Below are 15,485 nucleotides of genomic sequence, written 5' to 3' on the forward strand. Positions count from 1 at the left end.
CTCCTAGCCCAACGCGGTATCGAGAAACATCATCACGGCAAAACCTGCCATCAGCCCGAGGGTCGCGGGCGTCTGGTGGCCATTGCGGTGGGTTTCCGGGATCACTTCGTGGGACACCACAAAGATCATCGCCCCCGCCGCCAGGCCCATGCTGATCGGGTAGGCCAGGGCAAAGCCGCTGGACACGCCAATGCCGATCAACGCCCCGAGCGGCTCCATGGCCCCGCTGAGAATCGCCAGCACCGCCGCTTTTACCGACGACATGCCGGTAGCACGCAGGGCCATGGCCACGGCCAGGCCTTCGGGAATGTCCTGGATGGCGATGGCGGTGGTCAGCGGCAGGCCGACATTCATGTCGCCGCCCGCGAAGCTCACGCCAATGGCCATGCCTTCGGGAATGTTGTGCAGGGTCACGGCCAGCACGAACAGCCAGACACGGTTGATGCGCTCGGCCTCCGGGCCGCAGGGGCCGGTGCTGTCGTGTTCATGGGGAGTGAAGCGGTCGAGGCCAAGCATCAGCAGCACGCCGAGGCCCAGGCCGACCACCACGGTCAGCGCGGCCATCGGGCCGTTGCCGGTGATCTCTTTGGCGGCGGCCAGGCCCGGCAGAATCAGCGAGAAGGAGCTGGCGGCGAGCATCATGCCGGCGGCGAAACCGAGCATGGTGTCTTGCGTGCGCGCTTTGATGGAACCGAGGGTCAGGGCGAAAACAGCGCCCGCTGCCGTGGCCCCAAAACCGGCCAAACCACCGAGCAAGGCGTAGCTCAAGTGGCCGGAGCCGTCGCCTTGAAAGGCGTTATAGATACTGATCACCACCAGCACCAAAACGGCCAGGCCGGCGGCGGCAAAACCCAGGGTGGTGTACGGGTGGCTGTGGGCCTGGTTAACCCAGGCGTTGCGCATGGCATTCAGCGAAGTCGGCATAGCGGCAACCAGGGGCAAGTGGACTGGTCGCCAGATTAAAAGCTATCGCCGGCTTATGGCCATAAGAAAAAATCTATTACGGTGCTAATGCTTTGCCGCTGGAAGGCGAGCCTACAGGTCCGCTTCCGTCACCTTGCGCACGTTACTGGCATCCAGCGCGTAGGCAGCATCGGCCAGGTCATTGCTGACCTTTTCCACCTTCAGCGTGCCGGTTACCCACAGCGGGTTGTAGATATCGTCGAGCTTCAAGCCCTTGGGGTAGCGCACCAGCACCATCTGGTTGGGTGGTGGTGGCGGCACGTGGATGCAGGCGCCCGGGTAGGGGACCAGGAAGAACAGGGTGCTGCGGCCCTTGCCATCGGTTTCCAACGGCACCGGGTAACCGCCGATACGGATGGCCTTGTTGTTCATGGCCGCCACGGTCTTGGTCGAATACATCACCGCGGGCAGACCTTTCTCCTGCTTCAAGCCACCTTTGCTGTTAAACGTGCCGTCGCCTTCGGGCGTGTTGTGGCTGATCTCCGGCATGTCTTCCAAGGCCTTCTGATCGGACTTGGGCATCAGCGATAACCAATCGGTTTCCGGGAGCTGCGCGTGGGCAAAACCACTGAGTAACAGCAGGCTGAACAGTAAGCGGCGCATGGACAAACTCGGGCGGGGGAGAAAGCCGGCGAGTCTATCAGCCGGCTATAAGCAGGTGCAGGCCCAGAAGTCCCAAGCCGATAAAGAACACCCGCTTGAACACCACGGCGCTGATGATCTGCCGCAACCATTGGCCCAACAGCATGCCGGCCAGGGCGGGCAATAACGCCAGGAACGAAGCCCCCAGCTCAGCGTTGCCGACGGCACCACGCCAAAACAGCCCGGCGCCCAATGCCAGGGTCGAGACCGTGAACGACAGGCCCAGCGCCTGCACCAGCTCGTTACGCTGCAAACCCAGCGCCTGCAGATAGGGCACGGCAGGAATCACAAAGACCCCGGTGGCGGCCGTGACCATGCCGGTCAGCAGTCCACACAGCGGCCCGAGCCAGTGCTCCCAGCCAGCAGGCATACGCAGCGGCGGCAACAGCAAGCCGCTCAAGGCATACAGCAGCAGGGCGGCGCCGAGCGCGCGGGTCATTGAATGGCCAGCGCCCAACCCCAGCCACCAGGTGCCAAGCCCGGTACCCAGCACAATCAACACCAGCATCGGCCACAGGCGCCTCACCAACGCCCGCAGCGCACCGCCAAAGGCCAGTTGCCAGAGGTTGGTGACGGTGCTCGGCACCAGCAGCAGCGCCGCTGCCTGTGGTGGCAACATAGCCAGACCCAGCAGCCCCATGGACACCGTCGGCAAGCCGAGGCCGATCACGCCCTTGACCGTACCGGCCAGCAAGAACGTCAAGAGCACCAGCAGCGACAAGCTGAAGCCGAGGTGTTGATAGAAATCGAGGTAACTGTTCATGGCGCCATGCTGCCCCTGAGCAAGGCGGCTGAAAATCTGCCAGTTGCGTAGCCAGCCTCTGGCATAGACTGAGGCATGACGTTCTGGGGAAACACCATGCACTTCGATCTGATCGACCTGCGCCTGTTCGTGCGCATTCTCGAAGCGGGCAACATCACCGCTGGCGCCAGCCGCTGCCACCTGTCTCTGGCGTCGGCCAGTGCGCGCATCCGGGCCATGGAAGGCTCGTTGGGTACACCGCTGCTCGCGCGCAATCGACGCGGCGTCAACGCGACAGCCGCCGGCAATGCGTTGGCCCGCCACGGGCGGCTGATTCTGCAGCAGGTTGAACACCTGCAGTTCGACCTCGCCGACTACGCCAAGGGCTTCAAGGGCCAGGTACGCCTGCTGTGCAATACCACCGCGCTGAGCGAATACCTGCCGGAAGTGCTGGCCGACTTTCTCGCCAGCCACCCGCATATCGATATCGACCTGCAAGAGCAGCCGAGCCTGCGCATCCTCCACGGCATCCGTCAGGGCGCGGCCGATATCGGCATCATCTCCGACGCCGTAGACAGCAGTGGCCTGCAAACCCGACCGTTTCGTGATGACCCGCTGGCGCTGGTGCTGCCGTTGAATCATCCGTTGGCGCAGCACCGCGAAGTGCACTTCGCGGCCACGCTGGAACATGAGTTCGTCGGCCTGGCGCTGAACAGTGCTTTGGCAATCTACCTGGAGGAACAGGCACTGCACGCCGGCGCTCGCCTGCGCATTCGGGTGCGGGCGGAAAGTTTCGATGGGGTATTGCGCATGGTGGCGCGCGGTGCCGGCCTGGGCGTGGTGCCGCAGGCGGCGATTGAGCGTTGGCAGGGCGCGACCGGCTTTGCCAGCGTGGCATTGAGCGACCCGTGGGCACAGCGCAAGCTGCTGCTGTGCGCCACGGATTTCACCGCTTTGCCGGGCTACGCCCAGGCGTTGCTGGAGGCGCTTACTTCTTCTTGATCAGGCCGTAGATCACCAGCAGCACAATGGCGCCAACCACCGCACCAACAAACCCTGCGCCCTCGCCAGCCTGATAAAGGCCCAAGGCCTGGCCGCCATAGGTGGCCGCCAGCGAACCGGCGATGCCCAGCAGGATGGTCATGATCCAGCCCATGCTGTCGTCGCCCGGTTTCAAAAAGCGCGCAACCAGGCCCGCCAGAAAGCCGATAAAAATGGTGCCGATAATGCCCATGGGAAATCCTCTCTGAATGACAGGTGCCGACGCTGGCACCCTGAGATCAGAGAGTAGTGGGCGGGGGAGGTTCCATCTTTGAACAGCAGCGTTCGATCCGAAACTCTGGAATCGCGAGCTGGAAAACCGCTTACTAATCAGCCCTTGATCAGCGCCTGCACCTTGGCAACTTGTGCATCCAGCGTAGCGCGGTCAGCGCTGCGTACAGTGGCGTGGCCGACCTTGCGGCCCACCTTGAACGCCTTGCCGTAGTGGTGCAGATGGCAATCGTCGATGGCGATTACCTGCTCCACCGCCGGCACTTCGCCGATGAAGTTGAGCATCGCGCTTTCGCCCAGCTTGGCGGTCGAGCCCAGGGGCAAACCGGCAACCGCACGCAGGTGGTTTTCGAACTGGCTGCACTCGGCGCCTTCGATGGTCCAGTGCCCGGAGTTGTGCACACGCGGGGCGATCTCGTTGGCTTTCAGGCCACCGTCGACTTCGAAGAATTCAAAGGCCAGCACACCCACATAGTCGAGCGTGTTCAGCACCCGGCTGACGTAGTCTTCGGCCAGCGCTTGCAGCGGGTGCGCGGTGCTGGCGATGGACAGGCAGAGAATGCCGTTCACATGGGTGTTGTGCACCAGCGGGTAGAAGCGGGTTTCGCCATCACGGGCACGCACGGCCACCAGCGACACTTCGCCCGTGAACGGCACGAAGCCTTCCAACAGGCACGGCACGCTGCCCAGCTCGGCGAAAGTACCAACCACGTCTTCAGCTTTGCGCAAGACTTTCTGGCCCTTGCCGTCGTAACCCAGGGTGCGGGTTTTCAACACAGCCGGCAGGCCAATAGCCGCAACGGCAGCGTCCAGATCGGCCTGGGACTGAATGTCAGCGAACTCGGGCGTTGGAATGCCCAGCTCTTTGAACATGCTCTTTTCGAACCAGCGATCGCGGGCGATACGCAGGGCTTCGGCGCTTGGGTAGACCGGCACGAACTGCGAAAGGAAGGCTACGGTTTCGGCCGGTACGCTTTCGAATTCGAAGGTCACCAGGTCCACTTCGTCGGCCAGTTGGCGCAGGTGGTCCTGGTCGCTGTAATCGGCGCGCAGGTGCTCGCCGAGAGCAGCGGCACAGGCGTCGGGCGCCGGGTCGAGAAAGGCGAAGCTCATCCCCAACGGGGTGCCTGCCAACGCCAACATGCGACCCAGTTGGCCGCCACCGATTACACCGATTTTCATCTCAACAGACCTATTCGAAAACAATCGAAGCGGCGCCGGAACACCGCATAAAACCCGCCACCTTGATCAGGCGATGCGCGGGTCCGGGTTATCCAGAACGCTGTCCGTCTGCTCAGTGCGGAATTGCTTCAGCGCGGCATGGAACTGCGGGTGCTGGTGGCCGAGGATGCTCGCCGACAGCAAGGCGGCGTTCACCGCACCAGCCTTGCCGATGGCCAGGGTGGCGACCGGAATGCCGGCCGGCATCTGCACGATCGACAGCAGCGAATCGACGCCCGAGAGCATTGACGACTGCACCGGGACACCGAGTACCGGCAGGTGCGTTTTGGCCGCACACATGCCCGGCAAATGGGCAGCACCGCCAGCACCGGCGATGATCACCTGAATGCCACGGCCTTCGGCTTCTTCTGCGTATTGAAAGAGCAAATCCGGGGTGCGGTGAGCGGAGACAACCTTCACTTCGTAAGGGATGCCCAGCTTCTCCAGCATATCGGCGGTGTGGCTAAGGGTGGACCAATCGGACTTGGAGCCCATGATCACGCCAACCAGTGCGCTCATCGTCGTGCCTCTTCTCATTGGCGCCTGGCGGCGCGGCAAAAACTAACAAGCCACGCTGGAAAACCAGGCGTGGCTTGTATGCGAAGACCGGAGCGAAGCCGGCCAAAGGCCGCGCAGTATAACGTAAAGGCTGGCGCTGGGAGTACCCGGCAAAAACGACCGTTTGGCGGGGCATTTACGCCGGATACACCAGGGTTACGAGCCCGTGATCAGGCAGGTCAATCCAGCTTCACTACCTTGGCCAGAATCACCTTCGGCCCTTTCATCTTCTTGACGATGATGCGCAGGCCTTCGACGTCGAGCACTTCTTCCTCTTCCGGCATGCGGTTGAGGGTTTCGTAGATCAGCCCGGCGAGGGTTTCCGCTTCGATGTGGTCGAGGTCAACGCCCAACAGGCGCTCGACTTTGAACAGCGGCGTGTCGCCGCGCACCAGCAGCTTGCCGGGCTGGTAGGCGAGGATGCCGCGCTCGGCCTTGCGGTGTTCGTCCTGGATATCGCCGACCAGGGCTTCCAGTACGTCTTCCATGGTCAGGTAGCCGATCACCTTGCCGTCGGCTTCTTCCACCAGGGCGAAGTGCGAGCCGCCTTTACGGAACTCTTCCAGCAGGCTGGACAGCGGCATATGCCGAGTGACGCGCTCCACCGGCATCATCAGGTCGCTGATTTTCAGCGCCGAAGGCAGCATTTCCAGCAAGGACAGATGCAGCAGCAAATCCTTGATATGCAGCACGCCGACGAACTCTTCGGTCTCTTCGTTGTAGACCGGATAGCGGCTGTACTTGTGGCGGCGGAACACGGTGAACACTTCATGCAGTTCGGCGTTGAGGTTCAGGTACACGAGGTCTTCACGGGAGTTGGCCCAGTCGACCACCTCCAGCTCGCCCATTTCCACCGCCGAGGCCAGCACACGCATGTCCTGGTCGCTGGGGTCGCTGGCGCGGCTGGAGTGCAGGATCAGCTTCAGTTCGTCGCGGCTGTAATGGTGTTCGTGGTGCGGACCGGGTTCACCCTGGCCGGCGATACGCAGAATGGCGTTGGCGCTGGCGTTGAGGATGAAGATCGCCGGGTACATGGCCCAGTAGAACAGGTACAGCGGCGCGGCCGTCCACAGCGACAGCAGCTCGGGCTGGCGGATCGCCCAGGATTTGGGGGCCAGCTCACCCACGACGATGTGCAGGTAGGAAATGATGAAGAAAGCGGTGAAGAACGCGATGCCGTGTACCAGTTGCGGCGAGTCCACACCCAGGCTGTGCAGTAGCGGTGTCAGCAGCTCGGCGAACGCCGGCTCACCGACCCAACCGAGGCCCAGGGATGCCAGGGTGATACCCAGCTGGCAAGCGGACAGGTAGGCGTCGAGCTGGTTGTGCACGGTGCGCAGGATATGTCCGCGCCAGCCGTTCTTGGCGGCAATGGCGTCAACGCGGGTGGCGCGCAGTTTGACGATGGCGAATTCCGCGGCAACGAAGAAGCCGTTGAGCAGAACCAGCAGAAGTGCGAAGAGGATAAGGCCGAAGTCGGCGAAATACGTGGCGGCGTCGTAACTAGGAGAAGGGTCCATAGGGGTGGTTCAGAGTGTCCAGATTTGTAGGTAGAGGGCCGTGCATCAGGCGCGACCAGATCAGCAGACTAGCCGCTCACGCGGCCGTTGCCCAGCGTCGAACTGTTGCAGGGTTAACGTCTGACCACCTGGGCCGGGGCAAAGTGGCAAGTAAATGTGCTGCCTTTGCCCGGCACGCTGCTGATATCCAGGCGCGCACGGTGGCGCAACAGCACGTGTTTGACGATAGCCAGGCCCAGACCGGTGCCGCCGGTGTTGGAGGCGCGACTGGAGTCGACGCGGTAGAACCTTTCGGTCAGGCGCGGCAGGTGTTTGGCGTCGATGCCGATGCCGCTGTCCTGCACCGAGAGGTGCGCGCCGTGTTCATCAGCCCACCAACGCACGCGGATTTCGCCGTTGTCCGGGGTGTATTTCACCGCGTTGAACACCAGGTTTGAAAACGCGCTACGCAGTTCGGCTTCGCTGCCCTTCAGGCGGATGTTGTGATCGGCGTCCAGGCTGATGCGGTGGTTGCGCTCGTTGGACAACGCCTGGGCATCGCCCTTGATCGACAGCAGCAACAGGTCCACCGCCACCGGCTGGTTGTCCGAGGGGTAGTCGGTGGCTTCCAGCTTGGCCAGCAACAGCAGATCGTTGAGCAGGTTCTGCATGCGCCCGCCTTGCTGCTGCATCTGTTGCAGCGCACGCAGCCAGCGCGGGTTCACGTCGTCGACGTTATCCAGCAGGGTTTCCAGGTAGCCGGCAATCACCGTCAACGGGGTGCGCAGCTCGTGGGACACGTTGGCGATGAAGTCTTTGCGCATCTGTTCCAGCTGGTGCATGCGGGTGACGTCGCGCACCAGCATCAGGTGCTCGCCATTGCCGTACTGGGTGATGTGGAACTGCAGGTGCATGCGGTCGTTGACCGGCGAAATCAGCTCCAGCGGCTCGGGGTGCGCGGGCAGCTCGAAGTAGTCCTTGAAGCGCGGGTGACGCACCAGGTTGGTCACCGGTTGGCCACTGTCTTGCGGGGTTTTCAGACCCAGCAGGGTTTCTGCGGCGCGGTTCCACCATTCCAGGTTGCCATCGTTATCGAGCATTACCACGGCGTCGTTGAGCGCGGCGGTGGACTCTTGCACCCGGTCGATCACGGCTTGCAGACGGCCACGCACGCGTTGGTCGCGGCGTTGCAGGTGGTAAATGCTGTCGAACACCTCGCCCCACAGGCCATAACCATCGGGCGGCGGTTGGTCGGTCTGGTGGTGTTTCAGCCAGTTGTGCAGGCGCAACAGTTGGGAAAGGGTCCAGCCCAGGTAGGCACCGAGGCCGACCACCAGGCTCCAGGCATATTCACCACTGACCAGGCCCACCAGCAGGCAGGCGGCGATCAGCAGTAACAAGCGGCGGATGACAACGCCACGCCAGTCTTGATTCACAGAGGAAGAGTTCCCGACCTAACTTTTAGTGGAGAAACGATAGCCGGTGCCACGTACGGTTTGCACCAGGTTCTCGTACACCTCGCCCAACGCCTTGCGCAGGCGGCGGATGTGCACGTCGACGGTACGCTCTTCAACATAGACGTTGCCGCCCCAGACCTGATCCAGCAACTGGCCACGGGTGTAGGCGCGTTCCTGGTGGGTCATGAAAAATTGCAGCAAACGGTATTCGGTAGGGCCCATGTCGGCGGGTTTGCCATCGATGGTCACGCGGTGGCTGATCGGGTCGAGCAACAGGCCGCCGACTTCGATCGGGGTGTCGCTGTCGCCCGTGCCGGCGCGGCGCAGCACCGCTTTCAGACGGGCCACCAGTTCACGTGGCGAGAACGGCTTGGTGATGTAGTCGTCGGCGCCGACCTCCAGGCCCTGGATCTTGTTGTCCTCTTCGCCCTTGGCGGTGAGCATGATGATCGGGATGTTACCGGTCAGCTCATCACGCTTGAGGCGGCGGGCCAGCTCGATGCCGGAGGTGCCGGGCAGCATCCAGTCGAGCAGGATCAGGTCGGGCTTGCGATCAACGATGATGGCATGGGCCTGCTGGGTGTTTTCGGCTTCCAAGCACTCGTACCCGGCCATTTCCAGAGCCACCGCGATCATTTCGCGGATCGGCGCTTCGTCATCAACGATCAGAATGTTCTTACCAACCATGGAGCAAAACCTCGGGTCGTTTAATCTGTCTTGCGGCGCATTAGATAACGGAATTATTGCAGCTGTGTGACAGAAGATTTCGCCGAGCCCTTAGCGCAGGCCGAAGTCCAACGCGATGCCAACGAGAATCGCCAACCCCGCCCAGTGGTTGTGCAGAAACGCCGCCAGGCACACCTGTGGCTCACGGTTGCGAGTGCTCCAGAACTCCCAGGCAAAACAGCCAGCCGCCACGAACAAGCCCAGCAAGAACCAGATACCCAGGGTAAAGCGCGCGCCAGCCAGGGCCAGACAGAATAGGGCGATGCCTTGCAGCAGCAGAATGATCACCCGGTCAGCGTCGCCAAACAGAATTGCCGTGGACTTCACCCCGATCTTCAAGTCGTCCTCACGGTCGGCCATCGCGTAGTAAGTGTCGTAGCCCACGGTCCACACCACGTTGGCGATGAACAGCAGCCAGGCCGCACTTGGCAGCTCGCCGGTTTCGGCGGTAAACGCCATCGGCATGCCCCAGGAAAACGCTGCGCCCAACACCACCTGTGGATAAAAGGTGAAGCGCTTCATGAAAGGGTAGGTGGCGGCAATCGCCAGGGCGCCGAACGACATCAGAATGGTGGTGAGGTTGGTGAACAGCACCAGGATAAAACTCAGCGCCACCAACACCGCGAACAAAATCAGCGCTTCTTTCGGCGTGACCTTGCCGGTGGCCAGCGGCCGGCCTTTGGTACGCGCCACATGGCCGTCGAAGTTGCGGTCGGCGTAATCGTTGATCACGCAGCCAGCCGAGCGCATCAGAATCACCCCAAGCACGAAGATCACCAGGTTGCCCAGCGACGGCACGCCTTTGGCGGCAACCCACAACGCCCATAGGGTTGGCCACAGCAGCAGGTAGATGCCGATGGGGCGTTCCAGGCGCATCAACTGAATAAAGTCGAAGGCGCGCGGGTGGAGGTGATTGAGCGATTGCAGCAGGCGGGTGTACATCGAGCGCGGTTCCTTGGTTGGGGAGGCGGGCTGAAAGCGCAGGGGGCCGATTATAGGACGTCGGCGGCGGCCCACAGTGATGGCAGAAACACTTCGGCGACCAGCACGCTCAAACCATCACGACTGAAGCATGAGCGACGCGCCCACAGCTCGGCGGCGCTGACCTCGGCCGGCAGCCAGTGCGCGGGGTACCGGCACACCTGCATGACGCCGCGGCTGAACGCCTGATCGCTGAACAGCAACTCGCCCAACGAACGGCTGCCCAGCTCATCCATATGCAAGTCAGAGCTGAGCAGCTGGCTACGCGCAGCCACGCTGCGGGCAAACACCCAGGGCTGGCCATGGCCACGCAGAAACACTTCGCGCACCCAGCCAACGCTGCCTTCGCGCACGTTCAGGGCCTGACATTCGTCACTGCGCAGGGTCTGCCAGCTTTCTTGCAGGGGGGTGACGGTGAAACCATCGTTGGACAGGGTAATCAGGCGGCGGGTCAGCGAGCCATCATCGAACAACCAGTCGAGCACTGCAGGCGCGGGCGCAGGTTGCAATTGGTCGGCAGTCAGCCAGTCGGCGGTATCGGCAAAAGAGGCGTGCGGCACGGCAAAGACATCGGCGGCAAACGGGGCGGCGAGCTTAGCATGTTTGCCCTGGATGGCCGCCGCGCTGCGTCTTCGTGGGCTATTTGGCCTGGTAGGTAGACGTCCAGCGTGCCGGCTCCAGCTGCTGGCTGGTCAGCGCCTGCTGCACTTCCTGCGCCTTGAACATGCGCCGCAGGGCGCGGTTGAATGGCCCGGTCAGTTGCACATCGGCCTGCTTGCTGAACGCCAGGTGATAATTGCGGCCGTTGTCGCCCATCACGTAACGCACCTGACCTTGCAGGCCGTTGCGCAGCAGCAGACTTTGCGCCACGTCGCGGTTCATATACACCGCATCCAGTTCGCCAACGAGCATGCGGCGCACATTGGCCAGGTCGTCCTGACTCAGTTGCACGTCCAGGCCCAGCACCGGCTTGACCCGCTCCAGCGCCTCGGAACTGCTCGACGGGCCGAACACACCGACGCGGTAACCGCGCAGGCTGTTAAGGCCGATATAGGCACGGGTATCGCTGGCACGCACCAGATAACCCCACTCGGTGTGCAGCAACGGCAGGCTGAAACTCAGCCATTGCGCGCGATCGCGCTCCCAACTGACCACGAAAAGGCCGTCGAGCTTGCCGGCCTCCACTTCGGCCTTGGAGTCTTTCCAGGCTTGCACCTTGAAACTGCACTCGATTTGCGCCTCGCGGCAGGCCTGCCTGACGATATCGGTCACCGCGCCGCTGGGCTGACCATCTTTCACCGACACAAACGGCACGAACTCGGCGGCAGCGAATGTCAGCGTCGCCGCGCTCAACCCTTTGTCCACCCAGCCCAGGAGCAATGCCAGCACTACGAACTTCTGCCACATACCACGCCCTCCTTGTGAAATGACGAAAAAATCGGGAGAGCAATAAGCATTCCAAATGTTGTCGACAAAGACAGGAATACGATCATGAAGGCCGAATATGACAGGCCGTATATTGCTGTAATTCTGCTTGAAACCACTGATATAGAGGCTTTCAGTCAAAGTGACGATTGAAAGCTGGCACCTTCTCTTAACTTGTCGTTCTCGGCAGTTTTATGTGAAGCAGGACGCGTATTGGCGCTATGGAGCTGAACCTGCACCGAAACGGATGCAACCTGCGCCGTAATGCGCCGAACCGGGCGTCAGCTGGCGCAGTACGCCGAATATGGCTAACGTCGGCACCACATCATCATCACGCCAACACCCCCACGCCCAGGGAGCTTTGCATGATCACCGTCCACCACCTGAACAACTCGCGCTCACAGCGCATTCTCTGGTTGCTGGAAGAAATCGGCGTCGAGTACCAGATCAAGCACTACCAGCGCGACCCCAAGACCATGCTGGCACCGCCCGAACTGCGTGCCGTGCACCCACTGGGCAAGTCGCCGGTGATCACCGATGGCGAACTGACCCTGGCCGAGTCCGGCGCCATCATCGAATACCTGGCCGGCCGCTATGGCCGGCAACTGCTGCCTGCCGAGGGTTCACCCGAGCGTTTGCGCTGCACCTACTGGCTGCATTTCGCCGAAGGCTCGGCCATGCCACCGCTGCTGCTCAAGCTGGTGTTCGACACCCTGGAACGCGCGCCCATGCCGTTCTTCGTCAAACCCATTGCCCGTGGCATTTCCAGCAAGATGAAGGGCACGTATATCAATCCACAGCTGCGTCAAACCCTGGATTATCTGGAAGGTGAGCTGGACAAAAGCGAGTGGTTCGCCGGTGACAGCTTCAGCGTCGCCGATATCCAGATGAGCTTTCCGCTGGAAGCCGCTGCTTCGCGAGCCGGGTTGGATGCCAGCCGGCCAAAGCTCAAAGCGTTTCTCGAACGCATCCATGCACGCCCGGCGTATCAGCGGGCGTTGGAGCGTGGCGGCGAATATGCGTATGCATGAAGCGCAGGAGCGTCTGATTGGCACCCCAGCCAAAGGTCGGGAGCGCTAGAAGGTGCTTGATTACCAGCGCTTCGATCAGTACAAAGCCCCATGGAGCCTGGCGGCATTTTCAACCATCGACCGCTGTGCCCAGTAGCCTGAAGAGCAGCCTGAAGAATTGAGGTAGTAGCAAAATGAAGAAGTGGCAATGTGTGGTCTGTGGCCTGATTTACGACGAAAGCCTGGGTTGGCCGGATGAGGGCATCGCCGCCGGCACCCTGTGGCAAGACGTCCCCGAAGACTGGCTGTGCCCGGACTGCGGCGTCGGCAAGCTGGATTTCGAGATGATCGAAATCGCTTGATTCGCGCGTGACGGTTTTTCAGCGGCGACCTTAGGGTCGCCGTTGTTGTTTCTGCACCCCGCCGAGCACGACAAACCATGGGCTGGCTGACGCGTTGGGTTATTGGCCTTGCCAGGCAATTGCGGTAGGGTCGCTGGCACATTTGGCCGAGCGGAGACGCGCCATGCGCAAATGGCAATGTGTGGTGTGTGGCTTCATTTACGACGAAGCCCTGGGCTGGCCGGACGACGGTATCGCTGCGGGTACCCGCTGGGAAGACGTGCCGCAAGATTGGCTGTGCCCGGACTGCGGTGTCGGCAAACTGGATTTCGAGATGATCGAAATCAACTGAGCCCCCTTCGAATTTCTATTTCTCTTCGCAGCCGCTGCGGCTGCAGCCTTTGTACGTTTTCAGGAGTGAGTCATGTCTGCACCCGTGGTGATCATCGGCACCGGCCTGGCCGGCTATAACGTGGCCAAGGAGTTTCGCAAACTCGATGCCGAGACCCCGCTGCTGTTGATAACCGCCGACGATGGCCGCTCCTATTCCAAGCCGATGCTCTCGACCGGTTTTGGCAAGAACAAGGACGCCGACGGCCTGAGCATGGCCGAGCCCGGCGCCATGGCCGATCAACTCAAGGCGGAGATCCGCACCCATACCCGCATCACCGGCATCGACCCGGGCCACAAGCGTCTGTGGATCGGCGAGGAAGCGGTGGAGTACCGCGATCTGGTATTGGCCTGGGGCGCGGAAACCATTCGCGTACCGGTAGAAGGTGATGGCGCCGATGCCGTGTTCCCGATCAACGACCTCGAGGATTACGCACGCTTTCGTGCGGCCGCCAATGGCAAAAAACGCGTGTTGGTGCTGGGCGCCGGGCTGATCGGCTGTGAATTTGCCAACGACCTGACCCTGGGTGGCTACAGCGTCGAGCTGGTCGCACCCTGCGAGCAGGTGATGCCGGGGTTGTTGCATCCCGCCGCCGCCGCCGCCGTGCAAGCCGGACTGGAAGGCCTGGGCGCGCGTTTCCACCTGGGCCCCGTGCTGGCCAGCTTGCAGCGCAGCGCCGATGGCCTGGACGCGCACCTGTCGGATGGCAACGTGGTGCAGTGCGATGTGGTGGTGTCGGCCGTTGGCTTGCGCCCACGCACCGACCTGGCTTCCGCCGCCGGCCTGACCATCAACCGCGGAGTGGTGGTGGACCGCCAACTGCGCACCTCGCACGCCAATATCTTCGCCCTTGGCGACTGCGCCGAAGTGGATGGCCTCAACCTGCTCTACGTAATGCCGCTGATGAGCTGCGCCCGCGCCCTGGCGCAAACCCTGGCCGGCAACCCGACGGCCGTCACCTACGGCGCCATGCCGGTGCAGGTGAAAACCCCAGCCTGCCCGGTGGTGGTTTCGCCGCCACCGCGCGGTACCAGCGGTGAATGGCAGGTGGAAGGCAGCGGCGCCGATATCAAAGCGCTGTGCCGTGATAGCGAAGGCCGCCTGCTGGGCTATGCCCTGACCGGAACGGCCGTGCAGGAAAAGTTGGCACTGAATAAGGAGCTTCCCGCCCTTTTGGCGTGAATGGCGCCCGTTCTGTCGGATAAATCATGAAGTTGCTCGGGAAAACTGTCGGACACGACTGGCGCGGGTCTCTGGAGCGTGCCATTCTCCCCCGGGTCTGCCGCAGCGCAGAGCTGTTGCGGCGCCTTAAAGCGCTGCTGGAATGGCAGCACGGACACAAAAACAAAAAACCGTCTAAGGGGCTTTTTTATGCGTAAACCGGAACTTGCCGCGGCTATCGCGGAGCATGCTGATCTGACCAAAGATCAAGCCAATCGTGTACTCAACGCCGTACTGGAAGAAATCACCTCCGCCCTGAACCGTAAGGACAGCGTGACCCTGGTGGGCTTCGGCACTTTCGTACAGCGCCACCGTGGTGCCCGTACCGGCAAAAACCCACAAACCGGCGAGCCGGTAAAAATCAAAGCCAGCAACACCGTCGCCTTCAAACCGGGCAAGTCCCTGAAAGACGCTGTGAACTGAGCCGCGTACGCCCGGGGCTGAACGGCTCCGGGCGCACTTCTCGCAAAGCTGTCTGACAATCTCGCCGTTAGCAGCACATTCGCTACAAATCCCCGCCACAACCCAGCTAAAGGCTGGCTGTAGTCATCACTACAAACCGCTACAATGCGCCGCCGTTCCATTTATTACGTGAGGCCAGCGCGCATGAAATTTCGTTTTCTTCTCTGGATGCTGGGCCGCATGATGGCCAAGGCCAGCCAGACCAATCCCGCGTTTCAGCAGCAACTCGAAGGCCGCGATCTGGTCTTTCAACTGCACACCCTCGATGGCAAAGTGGCTCGCCACTTCATCGTCAAGAACCAGCGCCTGACCAGCAAACGCGGCACCGCCAACCAGCCGGACTTCGCCCTGGGCTTCAAGGATGCCGACTACGGTTTCGCCACCATGAACGCCAAGAACAAGCAGTTGGCGTTTATGCAGGGCATCCAGAACAAAGAGATCCAGATCCAGGGCAACCCGGCGCTGGTGATCTGGTTCCAGGGCCTGACCAAATACATCATGCCGAAGAAGAAGAAACCCGCCGAAAAAAAGGCCGCCTGATTCGCGCTCTGCCGCACCGCTGCTGGTCGGCGGG

Annotated in this window: 19 protein-coding genes; 7 read left to right on the forward strand and 12 right to left on the reverse strand. The window is 61.9% G+C overall.

Annotated elements, in window-relative coordinates; translation table 11 throughout:
• Window positions 1-3 precede the first annotated feature (3 nt).
• From C8K61_RS05495 to C8K61_RS05505, 3 genes are all read right to left on the reverse strand, one after another.
• Window positions 4-924: a ZIP family metal transporter gene (locus C8K61_RS05495; protein WP_108095194.1), complete on the reverse strand. Its 921-nt coding sequence runs from the start codon at window positions 922-924 to the stop codon at window positions 4-6.
• A gap of 111 nt (window positions 925-1,035) precedes the next feature.
• On the reverse strand, window positions 1,036-1,566 hold the full coding sequence (locus C8K61_RS05500; RefSeq protein WP_108095195.1) for a DUF3299 domain-containing protein: 531 nt from the start codon (window positions 1,564-1,566) through the stop codon (window positions 1,036-1,038).
• 37 nt (window positions 1,567-1,603) lie between these two features.
• Complete coding sequence (locus tag C8K61_RS05505) at window positions 1,604-2,368, reverse strand: sulfite exporter TauE/SafE family protein (protein ID WP_108095196.1); 765 nt, start codon at window positions 2,366-2,368, stop codon at window positions 1,604-1,606.
• A 96-nt stretch (window positions 2,369-2,464) separates the two neighbouring features.
• Between C8K61_RS05505 and C8K61_RS05510 the strand changes: the two genes are divergently transcribed.
• Complete coding sequence (locus C8K61_RS05510) at window positions 2,465-3,349, forward strand: LysR substrate-binding domain-containing protein (RefSeq protein WP_108095398.1); 885 nt, start codon at window positions 2,465-2,467, stop codon at window positions 3,347-3,349.
• Here the strand turns inward: C8K61_RS05510 and C8K61_RS05515 are convergent.
• From C8K61_RS05515 to C8K61_RS05555, 9 genes are all read right to left on the reverse strand, one after another.
• The gene (locus C8K61_RS05515) at window positions 3,336-3,581 is read right to left on the reverse strand and encodes a GlsB/YeaQ/YmgE family stress response membrane protein (protein ID WP_108095197.1); all 246 of its coding nucleotides are present in this window, start codon (window positions 3,579-3,581) and stop codon (window positions 3,336-3,338) included. The two genes, C8K61_RS05510 and C8K61_RS05515, sit on opposite strands and share 14 nt — an antisense overlap.
• A gap of 137 nt (window positions 3,582-3,718) precedes the next feature.
• The gene (locus tag C8K61_RS05520) at window positions 3,719-4,801 is read right to left on the reverse strand and encodes a 5-(carboxyamino)imidazole ribonucleotide synthase (RefSeq protein WP_108095198.1); all 1,083 of its coding nucleotides are present in this window, start codon (window positions 4,799-4,801) and stop codon (window positions 3,719-3,721) included.
• Between the two features lie 66 nt (window positions 4,802-4,867).
• The gene (gene purE / locus C8K61_RS05525; protein WP_108095199.1) at window positions 4,868-5,359 is read right to left on the reverse strand and encodes a 5-(carboxyamino)imidazole ribonucleotide mutase; all 492 of its coding nucleotides are present in this window, start codon (window positions 5,357-5,359) and stop codon (window positions 4,868-4,870) included.
• Window positions 5,360-5,577: 218 nt separating this feature from the next.
• Window positions 5,578-6,918 (reverse strand): hemolysin family protein, encoded by a 1,341-nt coding sequence (locus tag C8K61_RS05530; RefSeq protein ID WP_108095200.1) that lies wholly within the window; start codon window positions 6,916-6,918, stop codon window positions 5,578-5,580.
• 113 nt (window positions 6,919-7,031) lie between these two features.
• On the reverse strand, window positions 7,032-8,333 hold the full coding sequence (gene phoR, locus C8K61_RS05535) for a phosphate regulon sensor histidine kinase PhoR (protein ID WP_108095201.1): 1,302 nt from the start codon (window positions 8,331-8,333) through the stop codon (window positions 7,032-7,034).
• 18 nt (window positions 8,334-8,351) lie between these two features.
• Window positions 8,352-9,041 carry a phosphate regulon transcriptional regulator PhoB gene (gene phoB / locus C8K61_RS05540; RefSeq protein WP_108095202.1) on the reverse strand — a complete coding sequence of 230 codons (690 nt, stop codon included), beginning with the start codon at window positions 9,039-9,041 and terminating at the stop codon, window positions 8,352-8,354.
• A 90-nt stretch (window positions 9,042-9,131) separates the two neighbouring features.
• Window positions 9,132-10,022, reverse strand: a complete 891-nt coding sequence (gene ubiA, locus C8K61_RS05545; RefSeq protein ID WP_108095203.1) for a 4-hydroxybenzoate octaprenyltransferase — start codon at window positions 10,020-10,022, stop codon at window positions 9,132-9,134.
• Window positions 10,023-10,072: 50 nt separating this feature from the next.
• The gene (locus C8K61_RS05550) at window positions 10,073-10,621 is read right to left on the reverse strand and encodes a chorismate lyase (protein WP_108095204.1); all 549 of its coding nucleotides are present in this window, start codon (window positions 10,619-10,621) and stop codon (window positions 10,073-10,075) included.
• Window positions 10,622-10,700: 79 nt separating this feature from the next.
• On the reverse strand, window positions 10,701-11,468 hold the full coding sequence (locus C8K61_RS05555; RefSeq protein ID WP_108095205.1) for an ABC transporter substrate-binding protein: 768 nt from the start codon (window positions 11,466-11,468) through the stop codon (window positions 10,701-10,703).
• Between the two features lie 383 nt (window positions 11,469-11,851).
• Here C8K61_RS05555 and C8K61_RS05560 point away from each other — a divergent pair, with 383 nt between their 5' ends.
• The 6 genes from C8K61_RS05560 (at window position 11,852) to C8K61_RS05585 (ending at window position 15,451) form a co-directional block, all read left to right on the forward strand.
• Window positions 11,852-12,517 (forward strand): glutathione S-transferase family protein, encoded by a 666-nt coding sequence (locus tag C8K61_RS05560; protein WP_108095206.1) that lies wholly within the window; start codon window positions 11,852-11,854, stop codon window positions 12,515-12,517.
• 173 nt (window positions 12,518-12,690) lie between these two features.
• The gene (locus tag C8K61_RS05565; protein WP_108095207.1) at window positions 12,691-12,858 is read left to right on the forward strand and encodes a rubredoxin; all 168 of its coding nucleotides are present in this window, start codon (window positions 12,691-12,693) and stop codon (window positions 12,856-12,858) included.
• A gap of 163 nt (window positions 12,859-13,021) precedes the next feature.
• Entirely contained in the window at window positions 13,022-13,189 is a 168-nt protein-coding gene (locus C8K61_RS05570; protein ID WP_108095208.1) for a rubredoxin, read from the forward strand.
• A gap of 72 nt (window positions 13,190-13,261) precedes the next feature.
• Window positions 13,262-14,410: an NAD(P)/FAD-dependent oxidoreductase gene (locus C8K61_RS05575; RefSeq protein WP_108095209.1), complete on the forward strand. Its 1,149-nt coding sequence runs from the start codon at window positions 13,262-13,264 to the stop codon at window positions 14,408-14,410.
• A 189-nt stretch (window positions 14,411-14,599) separates the two neighbouring features.
• Entirely contained in the window at window positions 14,600-14,872 is a 273-nt protein-coding gene (locus tag C8K61_RS05580; protein ID WP_108095210.1) for an HU family DNA-binding protein, read from the forward strand.
• Window positions 14,873-15,055: 183 nt separating this feature from the next.
• Window positions 15,056-15,451, forward strand: a complete 396-nt coding sequence (locus tag C8K61_RS05585) for an SCP2 sterol-binding domain-containing protein (protein ID WP_108095211.1) — start codon at window positions 15,056-15,058, stop codon at window positions 15,449-15,451.
• Window positions 15,452-15,485: the final 34 nt, after the last annotated feature.

It is taken from the genome of Pseudomonas sp. GV071 (assembly GCF_003050835.1).
In the GTDB taxonomy this organism is placed as follows: Bacteria; Pseudomonadota; Gammaproteobacteria; order Pseudomonadales; family Pseudomonadaceae; genus Aquipseudomonas.

What these genes read in the sequence shown, in the direction of transcription:
- C8K61_RS05580 (WP_108095210.1), top strand. Translation starts at nt 14,600, where the DNA reads ATGCGTAAACCGGAACTTGCCGCGGCTATCGCGGAGCATGCTGATCTG.
- purE (WP_108095199.1), bottom strand. Translation starts at nt 5,359, where the DNA reads ATGAGCGCACTGGTTGGCGTGATCATGGGCTCCAAGTCCGATTGGTCC.
- phoB (WP_108095202.1), bottom strand. Translation starts at nt 9,041, where the DNA reads ATGGTTGGTAAGAACATTCTGATCGTTGATGACGAAGCGCCGATCCGC.
- C8K61_RS05495 (WP_108095194.1), bottom strand. Translation starts at nt 924, where the DNA reads ATGCCGACTTCGCTGAATGCCATGCGCAACGCCTGGGTTAACCAGGCC.
- C8K61_RS05570 (WP_108095208.1), top strand. Translation starts at nt 13,022, where the DNA reads ATGCGCAAATGGCAATGTGTGGTGTGTGGCTTCATTTACGACGAAGCC.
- C8K61_RS05520 (WP_108095198.1), bottom strand. Translation starts at nt 4,801, where the DNA reads ATGAAAATCGGTGTAATCGGTGGCGGCCAACTGGGTCGCATGTTGGCG.
- C8K61_RS05565 (WP_108095207.1), top strand. Translation starts at nt 12,691, where the DNA reads ATGAAGAAGTGGCAATGTGTGGTCTGTGGCCTGATTTACGACGAAAGC.
- C8K61_RS05500 (WP_108095195.1), bottom strand. Translation starts at nt 1,566, where the DNA reads ATGCGCCGCTTACTGTTCAGCCTGCTGTTACTCAGTGGTTTTGCCCAC.
- C8K61_RS05560 (WP_108095206.1), top strand. Translation starts at nt 11,852, where the DNA reads ATGATCACCGTCCACCACCTGAACAACTCGCGCTCACAGCGCATTCTC.
- ubiA (WP_108095203.1), bottom strand. Translation starts at nt 10,022, where the DNA reads ATGTACACCCGCCTGCTGCAATCGCTCAATCACCTCCACCCGCGCGCC.
- C8K61_RS05575 (WP_108095209.1), top strand. Translation starts at nt 13,262, where the DNA reads ATGTCTGCACCCGTGGTGATCATCGGCACCGGCCTGGCCGGCTATAAC.
- C8K61_RS05510 (WP_108095398.1), top strand. Translation starts at nt 2,465, where the DNA reads ATGCACTTCGATCTGATCGACCTGCGCCTGTTCGTGCGCATTCTCGAA.
- C8K61_RS05515 (WP_108095197.1), bottom strand. Translation starts at nt 3,581, where the DNA reads ATGGGCATTATCGGCACCATTTTTATCGGCTTTCTGGCGGGCCTGGTT.
- C8K61_RS05555 (WP_108095205.1), bottom strand. Translation starts at nt 11,468, where the DNA reads ATGTGGCAGAAGTTCGTAGTGCTGGCATTGCTCCTGGGCTGGGTGGAC.
- C8K61_RS05505 (WP_108095196.1), bottom strand. Translation starts at nt 2,368, where the DNA reads ATGAACAGTTACCTCGATTTCTATCAACACCTCGGCTTCAGCTTGTCG.
- C8K61_RS05585 (WP_108095211.1), top strand. Translation starts at nt 15,056, where the DNA reads ATGAAATTTCGTTTTCTTCTCTGGATGCTGGGCCGCATGATGGCCAAG.
- C8K61_RS05530 (WP_108095200.1), bottom strand. Translation starts at nt 6,918, where the DNA reads ATGGACCCTTCTCCTAGTTACGACGCCGCCACGTATTTCGCCGACTTC.